The 11667-nt window shown below is 34.3% G+C and carries 12 protein-coding genes; 11 read left to right on the forward strand and 1 reads right to left on the reverse strand.

Annotated features, from left to right (window positions below; all coding sequences use genetic code 11):
• The first annotated feature begins 136 nt into the window (after positions 1-136).
• From amrA to ACW9JY_RS04325, 9 genes are all read left to right on the forward strand, one after another.
• The gene (gene amrA, locus ACW9JY_RS04285; protein ID WP_457283512.1) at positions 137-658 is read left to right on the forward strand and encodes an AmmeMemoRadiSam system protein A; all 522 of its coding nucleotides are present in this window, start codon (positions 137-139) and stop codon (positions 656-658) included.
• Positions 659-677: 19 nt separating this feature from the next.
• Entirely contained in the window at positions 678-1676 is a 999-nt protein-coding gene (gene amrS / locus ACW9JY_RS04290) for an AmmeMemoRadiSam system radical SAM enzyme (protein ID WP_103076770.1), read from the forward strand.
• Positions 1664-2686 (forward strand): FAD:protein FMN transferase, encoded by a 1023-nt coding sequence (locus tag ACW9JY_RS04295; RefSeq protein WP_457283513.1) that lies wholly within the window; start codon positions 1664-1666, stop codon positions 2684-2686. Before amrS ends, ACW9JY_RS04295 begins: the two co-directional genes overlap by 13 nt.
• Before the next feature lie 6 nt (positions 2687-2692).
• Positions 2693-3067 carry a NusG domain II-containing protein gene (locus ACW9JY_RS04300; RefSeq protein WP_457283514.1) on the forward strand — a complete coding sequence of 125 codons (375 nt, stop codon included), beginning with the start codon at positions 2693-2695 and terminating at the stop codon, positions 3065-3067.
• Entirely contained in the window at positions 3061-3582 is a 522-nt protein-coding gene (locus ACW9JY_RS04305; RefSeq protein ID WP_457283515.1) for a Gx transporter family protein, read from the forward strand. The genes ACW9JY_RS04300 and ACW9JY_RS04305 overlap by 7 nt, the downstream gene beginning before the upstream one ends.
• On the forward strand, positions 3563-4135 hold the full coding sequence (locus ACW9JY_RS04310; RefSeq protein WP_457283516.1) for a Maf family protein: 573 nt from the start codon (positions 3563-3565) through the stop codon (positions 4133-4135). Before ACW9JY_RS04305 ends, ACW9JY_RS04310 begins: the two co-directional genes overlap by 20 nt.
• 295 nt (positions 4136-4430) lie before the next feature.
• Positions 4431-5099, forward strand: coding sequence for a RadC family protein (radC, locus tag ACW9JY_RS04315; protein WP_103076775.1), 669 nt, complete (start codon positions 4431-4433; stop codon positions 5097-5099).
• On the forward strand, positions 5092-6324 hold the full coding sequence (locus tag ACW9JY_RS04320; RefSeq protein ID WP_457283517.1) for a tetratricopeptide repeat protein: 1233 nt from the start codon (positions 5092-5094) through the stop codon (positions 6322-6324). The genes radC and ACW9JY_RS04320 overlap by 8 nt, the downstream gene beginning before the upstream one ends.
• 135 nt (positions 6325-6459) lie before the next feature.
• Positions 6460-7686, forward strand: coding sequence for an adenosylhomocysteinase (locus tag ACW9JY_RS04325; RefSeq protein ID WP_457283518.1), 1227 nt, complete (start codon positions 6460-6462; stop codon positions 7684-7686).
• 29 nt (positions 7687-7715) lie between these two features.
• Here ACW9JY_RS04325 and glyA read toward each other — a convergent pair whose 3' ends face one another.
• Positions 7716-8987: a serine hydroxymethyltransferase gene (gene glyA, locus ACW9JY_RS04330; protein WP_457283519.1), complete on the reverse strand. Its 1272-nt coding sequence runs from the start codon at positions 8985-8987 to the stop codon at positions 7716-7718.
• 373 nt (positions 8988-9360) lie between these two features.
• Here glyA and ACW9JY_RS04335 point away from each other — a divergent pair, with 373 nt between their 5' ends.
• The gene (locus ACW9JY_RS04335) at positions 9361-11259 is read left to right on the forward strand and encodes an OPT family oligopeptide transporter (protein ID WP_457283520.1); all 1899 of its coding nucleotides are present in this window, start codon (positions 9361-9363) and stop codon (positions 11257-11259) included.
• Between the two features lie 42 nt (positions 11260-11301).
• Positions 11302-11667, forward strand: coding sequence for a PqqD family protein (locus ACW9JY_RS04340; RefSeq protein ID WP_103076780.1), 366 nt, complete (start codon positions 11302-11304; stop codon positions 11665-11667).

Here is an 11667-nt window from a genome sequence, read left to right on the forward strand (position 1 = left end):
AAATCACTATCTTTATTGCCCTTGGTAAACTTAATTTAACTCCAGCTTAATTACCCACTATTTTCGTGATAGAACCTATTTTTGTCTTTGAATGAAATTCGCCTTGAATCGTTTTTAAATTTGAGAGGTGATAATATTGAATGAACACCATCCATATGTAATTTGGGCAAGAAAAGTGATAGAAGCATATGTAAAAGAAAAAAGAAAAATAGATTTTGATGAAACTCTTCCAAAGGATTTATTTAACAAAAAAAGAGGTTGTTTTGTGAGTCTTCACAAAAGCTCTGGAGAATTGAGAGGTTGTATTGGTACCATTATGCCCGTTTACGATAATTTAATCATGGAGATAAGAGAAAATGCGATCGCTGCTGCAACAAGTGATCCACGGTTTCCTCCTCTTTCGCCAAAGGAATTAGACGATCTAGTTATTTCTGTTGATGTTCTATCGGATTTAGAAAAAGTTAACGATATTAATGAACTAGATCCTAAAATCTTCGGAATAGTTGTTAAAAGTGGTTACAAAAGAGGAGTTCTTCTACCTGACCTAGAAGGAGTTGATACCGTAGAAGAACAATTGAGAATAGTAAAATTAAAAGCGGGCATTTATAAAAATGAACCAATAGAAATATACAAATTTACTGTGGAGAGGTTTTTTTAAAATAATAGAGGTGAAGTAAATGAAAATTAATTCCTTGTTTTATGAGGAATTTAAAGACGATATTTTGAAATGCACCTTATGTCCTCGTCAATGTATATTATATCCTGGCAAAACAGGGATATGTGGGGTTAGGCAAAATATAAAAGGCGAGATGTATTCATTAAACTATGGGGACGTTACCAGTATAGCTCTTGATCCGATGGAGAAAAAACCACTTTTTCATTTCCATCCTGGAGAAAAAGTGCTTTCTCTGGGAACTTGGGGCTGTAATTTAAAGTGCCCTTTTTGTCAAAATTACGAAATTGCCCATCTGAAACCTGAATATCAAAAGAAAATATATCCTAAAGCTATCCCATCTTTAATGGAAAACTATGGCGTTCAAGGTGTTGCATATACATATTCGGAACCAATAGTTTGGTACGAATTCGTTTTAGATTCATCAAGGGAAGTTAAATATGCTAATCCGGACAACTACAATGTTTTAGTAACGAACGGATTCATAAACGAAAAACCCTTGAGACTTATGCTACAATATATTGACGCGATGAATATAGATTTAAAAGTATTTGACGATAAGAATTATATGAAAATATTAAAAGGAGGATTAGAACCTGTTAAAAAAACAATAAAAATAGCTTATGAAGAAGGCATTCATACTGAAGTAACAACATTGGTAGTTCCCAAAGTAAACGATAATTTGGAAGAACTAGAAAAAGAATTTTCTTGGCTATCAAGCATTTCTAAAGATATTCCCTTACATTTATCACGATATTTTCCGGCATATAAATATAACGAGCCACCGACAGATATCAGCTTTTTAGAAAAAACTTATAAGCTTGCAAAAAAATATCTCAATTTTGTATATCTTGGAAACATTTTATCTCCAACATACGAAAATACTTATTGTCCAGATTGCGGAACACTCCTTATTCAAAGAAAAGGATACGACATAAAAATTGAAAATCTAAATGAAAATGGAGAGTGTAAAAATTGCGGCAGAAAAATATGCACAGTTTAAGAGTATATCTGTATATAATTGCACTTGGTGTAGGGATATTTTTATTATCATTGTTGTTATTTTCTAAACCCACCCCAGTTTACGAAGAAAAAGAGTTCCCAGTACTAGGCACTATTGTACGAGTAAAAGTAGCTGGAGAAAAAGTATCTTCAAATGTTTTATTGAACACAGCAGAACAAGAGTTGTATAGATTACACAACAAATTTAGTCCCAACGTCGAAGGTAGTCTAGTTCAAAAATTAAATACTGATAAAAAAGTTGAAGTCGACGAAGAGGGATTATTTTTATTTCAAGCTGCCTACAATTACGCAGTAATAACCGGTGGAGCTTTCGATCCTACAGTAAGGCCTCTACTTAAATTGTGGGGATTTGATGACATAAATTCTACAAAAAAAGTTCCAACCCAAGAAGAAATCAATAAAACACTAGAAAACGTTGATTATAGATTCATAAAAATTGACGAAGAAAACAGAGAAATCACTTTACTAAAAGATGGTGTCGAAGTAGACTTAGGAGGAATAGCCAAGGGATATGCAATTGATTTAGTCATACAAAAAATTAAGGAAATAGATCCTGGGGCTACAGGTTTTGTTGATGCGGGGGGAGATATTGGAATAATAGGTCCAAAGTTTGGAGAGCTTGCCTGGGTTATAGGGATAAGGGACCCTTTTTCACAAGATGCCTTAAAATCCATAGATACTATTTATTTAACAAGCGGTGCGGTGGCTACATCTGGAGACTACGAAAGATTTTTTGTCCAAGAGGGTAAAAAATATCATCATATATTAGATCCAGAAGATGGATACCCTGCAGAAAACGCATCCAGTGTGACTGTGATAGCAGAAAAAGCAATGGTAGCGGACGTCTTTTCTACTGCTCTTTTTGTTTTAGGATACGATAACCCTGCCTTAGATTATTTCACGGATTTTGGCATTCAAGCTTTGGTTATATCTCCAACGGGAGAAAGCACCGAGACCAAAGGTTTTGACTATTTTCGGGAGAAAATGTGATAGTCTATGAAATTCACTAAGAAAAATGATTTGTACCTACTTTTAGTTGTAATATTGTTAGTTTTAGTGATGATTTTTATGAACGCTTATCCAAAAAAGGGAATAAATGGCGCAGAAGTTTACTTAAAAGGAGAAAAGATTTTACAAATAACAAAAGAAGGCACTTACAGTATAAAAAACGATGAAGGTGAGTTATTGATGAATGTAGAATACATAGATCAAAGAGTTAGAGTTACCGATTCATCATGTCCTTTGAAAGTTTGTGAAAATACAGGATGGGTAGAAAATCCTAATCAACCAATTATTTGTATTCCAAATGAAATAATTGTTAAACCATTAGGTACCGAAGATGACACGGGGATTGATATCTATACATGGTAAAAAGAACAAAAACAATATCTCATATAGCGATTTTAACAGCATTAGCCTCAGCAATTTACTATGTTGAATCCTTTTTACCCATGCCTGTTTCTGTGCCAGGTGCCAGATGGGGATTTTCTAACTTTCCTTTGTTGTTGTCTGTAGTAAGTGGAATTAGCGTTACTAATACCTTGTACATAGCCCTTTTAAAAACGTTGCTTGGTTCAATACTAAGTGGCAGATTTTTATCTCCCATGTTTTGGATGGGATTAGGAGGTTCACTCGCCAGTGCTTTATCTATGTCCATATCCTTCAAATTTACCAATAAATTTGGTATTTTAGGGATTAGTGAAATAGGAGCCTTTTTCAGCAACGCTATACAATTGATTATCGCCAGTCTCTTTATCGTTAAGTCACCCAATATTTTTTGGTATTTCCCTTACATGCTTTTTTTTGGTATATTAACGGCATTTATAAACGCAACAATTGTGAATTATATTTTAAGGAGTGTGAACCTTGATAGATTCAAAAGTTAAAATAGTTTTAGGATCCTCATCCCCTCGAAGGCAAGAACTTTTAAAATTAATAACAAAAAATTTTACGATCAGAACAGCTAATACTGATGAAACTTATAACTCTACAAAACCTTCTGAAATTGTGCAAGAAATTTCATTTAAAAAAAGTAAAAATATAGAAATTTCAAAGAGAGAGCTTCTGATAACGGCTGATACTATAGTAACTTTGGATGGAAAAATATTTGGAAAGCCTCACAACTACGTTGAAGCTTTCAACATGCTTCAAACCTTATCAAATAAAACTCATTGTGTTTACACAGGAATAACTTTAAGATCACTGGAAAAATTCTCTTCTTTTTATGAAGTTTCGAAGGTAACTTTTTACAAATTGGATGAAGAAGTAATAGATTTTTATATAAAAAACAATAACGTCTATGACAAAGCTGGGTCCTATGCTATTCAAGATTTCGCTGCTGTTTTTGTAAAAAAAATCGAAGGTGATTACTATAACATAATGGGTCTACCTTTAGCAAAATTATACTGGCAATTGAGACAAATGTTGGCTAGCTTATAAAATTTCAAATATTTCAAAAATTTCTATCAAAAACCTGGACACTTTAGTAATAAAGTAAATTTCAAAAATTAGTTTAAGATTTTTAAAGGGTTACAGGGCGGAGCCCCGACCCAATTGCGGGGTGGGCTGCGGGGCGAAGGGGCGCTAAAGCAGGCCAGGAGAAACATCCCGAAAGGGGTTCAAGGTAATTTACATTGATGAAGATATTTTAAAAAATTTTGAATTCTAGGGATCCTGTTTAAAGCATGTTTTAAAGTTTCTAATGATAGTATAAAAAACTGAAAAGGAGAGAATAATGGAAGATGAACTAAGACCAAGAGAGAAACTTGAAAAATATGGCCCGCAATCCCTTAAAGACGAGGAACTTATAGCCGTTATCCTAAGACATGGAGTTAAAAATTATAACGTATTTGATGTTTCTAAACAGATATTAAAAAAGTATAAAACATTGAGTCATTTGGTCGATATATCACTTGAAGAAATATCAAAAGAAAAAGGAGTAGGAAAAGTTGGTGCAATAAATCTAAAAGCTGCTTTAGAAATAGGAAAAAGATATCACCTTCAAAAGTTGCGTCAAAAGTACCAAAAGGTAACATCTCCAGAAGAAGCATACCATGTTTGTGAGGATATGATATATTTAACCACAGAAACAGTAAGAGCTATTTTTTTAGATTCCAAACTTCACATCATTACTATCAAAGATATTTCTAATGGAACGGTAAATATGTCAATTGCTCACCCGCGGGATATTTTTAGAGAAGCTATAATGTACAATGCAGTATCTTTCATTTTAGTACACAATCATCCATCTGGGGATCCCACACCAAGTATGCATGATAGGGACATTACGAAAAGAATCACGGAATCTGGTGAGATTTTAGGTATCAATATGAACGATCATATAATAATTGGAAAGGATTCTTATTTCAGTTTCACTTTGGATAGGAGTGAAAAAATTGACTGACAAAAATGAAAACAATAATGCAGAAGATAAATTGCAAAATTTATACAAAATAAAAGAAGAAATCGAAAAAGAATTAGAAAAAAAAGGCATAAGAAGACCTGATACGCAACTGAAAAAGAAAACAACTAGAACCATTTATAAACCTGACTACGAAATAGAAAAATTAAGTGTGTCAATAAACAATATAAATAATTGGTTCGATTTAACAATTTACGATATAGATCTATCGAACGAAAAACTATCGTATTTTTTTGAACTCAGGTTAAGTCACAAATCTCTTCAAGAATATTCAAACCAATTCGGCATGATGCACCTCTTCAGAAATGATTTTCAAAAAGCTGAAAGCTTTTTTGAAAGAAAGAACGACATAAATTCTAAGATAAACAAAGGTTTTTTGAAAATAATACGTGATGACGAAGACGCTAATAAATATTTTACTGAATTAATCAGTACACATCCAAAAAATGGCTTAGTATATTTAACTCTCAGTCTATTCTTTCTAAAAAGAAAAGATTTTTATAATGCTTATAAAATGATCAAATTGGCTAATTCTTTTTTAGATTATTCATTTATAAACATGGGATTGATCGCTTACGAGAAAGATTTTCAAAAATCTTTATCCTTTTTATCAAAAGCTTACCTTGAAGGGAAGGCAAAAAGGGTTGTAAATTTGATAAACTATTATGTAAGTCTATTTATTTCCGATTCGGAAAAAGCCCTCTCTACTTTAGCTCTCTTGAAAGAAGATAAAACTCCATGTATAAAATGTATCAAAACCTTATCGAGCTCTGAAAAAGTAGAACCTCCGAGTTATTGTCCTTTTTATGAAAGAATACTATTTCAAACTGGTAATCCTAAACCTTACAAGGCAGAAGATTCCGAACTTTACGAAATATTATTCTACAAATATTACCAAGAAAAAAATATACAACAATTTAATTTGTACGCTAAAAAAATTGAACGATATTTCAACAATGTTCCACTAATATTTTTACCATCAACAGAAACTACTTCTAAAAAAGTTATAACGGATCTATTTGCACAACACAAAACGGGAATCAAAATCAATTTAAAAGGTCCCAACTATTATGACACCCTAAACAAAGCGATAACAGATCTTAAAACTAAGTACCAAAAGAACTTTACATTCTTTTTAGATCTACCTTTTTATGAAGCCTTGAGATTATTATTTGGCTGGAGGTTATGCCAATATCTATACAGTTAAGAAGCGGGGCGAAGCCCTCCCCCCACCAGAGTCTAAGGGACCGCAGGTCCCTTCCATAGAAAGGCGGGAATCGGGGAATGGGCGCTATATACAATGTTTTAGAGTATAATTTTTAAGAATAAAGGGAGGACTATTATGACTTCGCTAGCAGAAAACGGCAAAAAGAAAATAGAATGGGTAAAAAAGCACATGAAAGTCTTAAACTATTTAAAAAATCTATACCAAACAGAAAAACCCTTTGAAGGGATAAATGTAGCTATAAGCATCCATTTAGAGGCAAAAACAGCTTACTTAGGAATAGTTTTGCACGAATTAGGTGCCAACGTTGCAATAACAGGGAGTAATCCCTTATCCACGCAAGAAGATGTCGTGGAAGCTCTGAAAGAATATGGACTCAACGTCCATGCAGAAAGAACTTTAGATGAATCGGTCTATTGGAAAAATATCGATAAAATATTAGAAACTAACCCTAATATAATTTTAGACGACGGAGCAGATTTGGGAATAACCTTAATAGAAAAACACCCCGAAAAAGTAAGCAATCTTTGGGGAATATGTGAGGAAACAACCACAGGTGTAAAAAGATACAAATCCCTTTTCAAAGAAAATAAATTACCTGTACCTGTGATTTTAATAAACGACTCTTACATGAAATATTTGTTTGACAACAGGTATGGTACAGGACAATCAACGTGGGATGGAATTATGAGATCTACCAATCTTTCTGTTTCGGGCAAAGTAGTAGTTGTAGCAGGATACGGCTGGTGCGGTAAAGGTGTTGCTATGAGAGCAAAGGGGTTAGGCGCTAACGTAATAATAACTGAAGTTGATCCAATAAAAGCTAACGAAGCGATAATGGATGGCTTTAGGGTTATGAAAATGGATGAGGCGGTAAAATACGGTGATTTTTTTGTTACGGTAACAGGTGACATCGATGTAATAACGAAAAGGCACTTTTTAGAAATGAAAGATGGAGCAATTCTTTCAAACGCAGGACATTTTGATGTTGAAGTAAAGGTACAGGATTTGGAAGAAATTGCAGTAGACAAAATCAATGTAAGAAACGGAGTAGAAGAATACAAATTACCAAACGGGAAAAGCGTATTTTTATTAGGACAAGGAAGACTGGTTAATCTAGTTAACGGCGACGGTCATCCCGCAGAAATAATGGACCTTTCATTCAGTTTACAATTAGAAGGTGCAAAATACATCAAAGAAAACCACCAAAATATGAAAGTAAATCTTTCCCCAGTACCTTATGAAATAGACGAAAAAATAGCACAAATCAAACTAAAAACATTAGGGATCGAGATAGACACCCTATCCGAAGAGCAGCAAGATTATTTAAATAGCTGGAAATAATATAAAAGGGACACCCGTAGGTGCCCCTCTTACTCTACAAGATCTGCATACATTGGGAAACGTTGACAGAGAGAAACAACATCTTTTTTTATTTCTTGAGCTAAATCTTTATCTATATTCCCTTCTTCATCAAGAACATTGTCTGCAACTTTTGCTATCATTGAAGCGATTTCTTTCATTTCTTCTTCTTTCATCCCGCGTGTGGTAACGGCTGGTGTACCTATCCTTATTCCACTAGTAACAAAGGGTGACAACTTTTCTTTCGGGACAGTATTCTTGTTAACCGTAATATCACATTGTCCTAAAGCCTTTTCAAGGGCTTTTCCTGTAATATTCAGCTCAGAGAGATCCACCAAGAACAAATGTGTATCCGTTCCACCTGAGACGATTCTCAAATTTTTATTGGAAAGTTCATTGCTTAAAGCCTTGGAATTTTTAACTACTTGTTTTTGATATTCTTTGAACTCTTCACTCATGGCTTCTTTAAAGGCAACAGCCTTTGCAGCTATTATATGTTCTAAGGGACCGCCTTGTATGCCAGGAAAGATAATTTTATTGATCGATTTGTAAATTTCACTATCGTTTGTTAGAATAATTCCACCTCTTGGTCCTCTTAAAGTTTTATGTGTTGTTGAAGTGACAACATGGGCATACTCAACTGGGTTTGGATGAATACCAGCCGCAACTAATCCTGCAAAATGGGCCATATCAACAATTAAATACGCACCAACTTCATCGGCTATTTCTCTAAATCTTTTAAAATCTATTATCCTAGAGTATGCACTTCCACCTGCCACAATAACTTTAGGTTTTGCATTCTTAGCTATTCTTTCAACCTCATCATAATTGATTGTTTCTGTTTCTTCATCAACACCATAAGAAACGACATTGAACAACATACCTGAAAAATTTACAGGAGCACCATGGGTTAGATGACCACCATGGCTCAACGACATCCCCATTAACGTATCCCCAGGTTTCATAAGTGCAAGATAAGCACCCATATTTGCTTGAGAACCTGAATGGGGTTGAACGTTCGCAAACTTTGCATTGAAAAGTTTTTTTACCCTATTTCTTGCAAGTGTCTCGACCTCATCTATATATTCACACCCTCCATAATATCTTCTTTTTGGGTAACCTTCGGCGTATTTATTAGTAAAAATGCTTCCTGCAGCTTCCATAACAGATTTTGACGCATAATTTTCTGATGCGATCAATTCTAAACCATACTCTTGCCTTTTAAGTTCTTTTTGAAGAATTTCGTAAATTTCGTTATCAGAACCTTTTAAAGCTTCCCACACTGGCAACACCCCTTTTTTAAAATTGTAAGATGTCTAATATAAAAATCACATTTTAAATATTTTAACACACTATTTGATTTTCCAAAATAATAAAGATTAGTTATTATATCTCAATATTAAATTTTTATAATGAAATATTTTTCATGAAATTTTTTTCATAACACTAATAATTGTTCCTAATCGTTAATAAATGTCTGTAATTGTATGTAATCGAGTTTGACTTCTCTCAGTGATATTATTATAATGTAATTGCAGGATAAATAATGAAAAAGGAGGTGGTAAAGATAATTTTCTTTTCTGAAAATCTTATCTGATAAGTGTTTTAGACTTTCTAAAGACCATATATTTTACCTAACAAAGGAGGAGAAGTGAATTGGCTAAAAGGGAACAGAGTACGGAAGAGTTTAAACCGTTTATTTCTGCAGATCGAGTTTTACCTGAATTTACCAAAACTTCACTTGTTTTAGGGATTTTATTAGCTATTGTTTTTGGTGCTGCAAACGCTTACTTAGGGTTAAGGGTCGGAATGACTATTAGTGCGTCGATTCCAGCAGCTGTTATTTCGATGGGTATTATTCGTGGATTACTCAAAAAAGAATCGATTTTAGAGAACAACATGGCTCAAACAATTACCTCTGCTGGAGAATCCGTTGCGGCAGGAGCCATCTTTACAATACCAGCTCTTTATATTTGGTCGAGCGAATGGGGGACGGAATCACCAAGTTTACTGTTGATCACGATGATCGCTCTTGTTGGAGGGGTTTTAGGTGTTCTGTTTATGGTTCCTTTAAGGAAAGCTTTAATTGTTAAAGAGCATGGAGTTTTACCTTATCCGGAAGGCACGGCATGTGCTGAAGTCTTAAAAGCAGGAGAAGAAGGTGGGGAAAAAGCGAAAACAACCTTCTTAGGTTTAGGAGTTGGCGCAATCTACAAATTTATTGCCGATGGGTTTAAACTATTTCCCAGTGAAATCGAAACTCCTATACCCGGATACAAAGGAGCCGCTATTGGTGCAGATGTTTTGCCGGCGTTATTGGGTGTTGGTTTTATTATTGGACCGCAGATTGCTGCTTATATGTTAGCAGGTGCAGTCATAGGTTGGTTTGGTTTTATTCCTTTAATTGATTATATTGGAAGTATGGGGGAAATTATTATGGCTCCTGCTAACGTCCCTATTAGTGAGTTAGGCTATTGGGGCATTTGGGATAGCTATATTCGTTACATGGGGGCCGGAGCTGTTGCATTTGGTGGTATCTTTAGCTTAATTAAATCTCTCCCAATGATAATCGAAACTTTTAGAGATGCAATGAAGGATTATTCAAAAGGCGTAGGTGAGAAGACAGATAAAAGAACGGATCAAGATCTTTCCTTGAAACTTATTTTGATTATCATTCTTGTGATTATTCTTACCATGATGATGCTACCAATCATTCCTGGTGGTTTTGTTGGTGCATTGTTAATTGCTGTTTTTGGCTTCTTTTTTGCGACTGTTTCTTCAAGAATCGTTGGTCTGGTAGGAAGTTCATCCAATCCAGTTTCAGGAATGACGATCGCAACTTTGATCATTACTGCCATTATCTTTAAAGCAACAGGAAATGATGGACAAACAGGAATGATTGCTACAATAACTGTGGGTTCGATCATTGCTATTATTGCGGCCATTGCAGGGGATACCTCTCAAGACTTGAAAACTGGTTTTATTGTTGGAGCTACTCCTAAAAAACAACAAATTGGTGAAATTATAGGCGTGGTAGCTTCTGCTTTAGTGATTGGACTTGTATTGGTATTACTGAATGAGGCATGGGGTTTTGGCTCGAAAGAGTTACCTGCACCACAAGCCACCCTGATGAAATTAGTCACTGAAGGAGTTATGGGAGGCAACTTACCATGGAATTTAATCTTTGTCGGTATGGGAATAGGAGTAGCCATAGAATTATTAGGTTTACCTGTATTACCAATTGCTATTGGTTTATATCTGCCTATCCATCTAAGTACCCCCATTATGGTTGGTGGTACTGTTCGCGGTATCTTAAATAGAAAATTGAATAAAAAAGAAGCAGATAAGCAAGAAATAACTCAAAGAATAGAGTCAGGAACTCTTTTTGCATCAGGATTAATTGCTGGAGAAGGTTTAATAGGTATCTTGTTAGCCGTATTTGCCGTTCTTGGTGTAGATCTCGCCCTTGGTATAAATTTAGGACCAATTGGTTCCTTGATTTTCTTTGGGATATTAACCTATATGTTAATGAGATTTTCTGTATTAAAAAGATAAACGCAAAAAATCATAAAAGAAAAGGGGATTAGTGGTAAAACGATGGTGAAAACAATTTCAAAGAAAGATAATTTTTTAGAATTGATCCCTATAAAAACAGAGCAATATAAAGCGATAAAGACTGAGACTGGAATCATTCAAATCCTCGTTCCTAGGAACGGTATGTTAGATCGAATTGTTAGAGTTTTTAAGAAGACTCCTGAGGTAATGAAAATCGATTTAGATGAATATGGTACATTTGTTTGGAATTTGATTGACGGGAAAAGAAATATCAAAGAAATTGGAGAACAATTAAACTTAGAATTTGGCGACGAAGTTGAGCCTCTTTATGAAAGATTGGTTATATATATCAATATTTTAAGAAATAATAAATTTATCACGCTGAGTAAGAATGAAAACAGCGAATGA

The organism is Petrotoga sp. DB-2 (genome assembly GCF_054051725.1).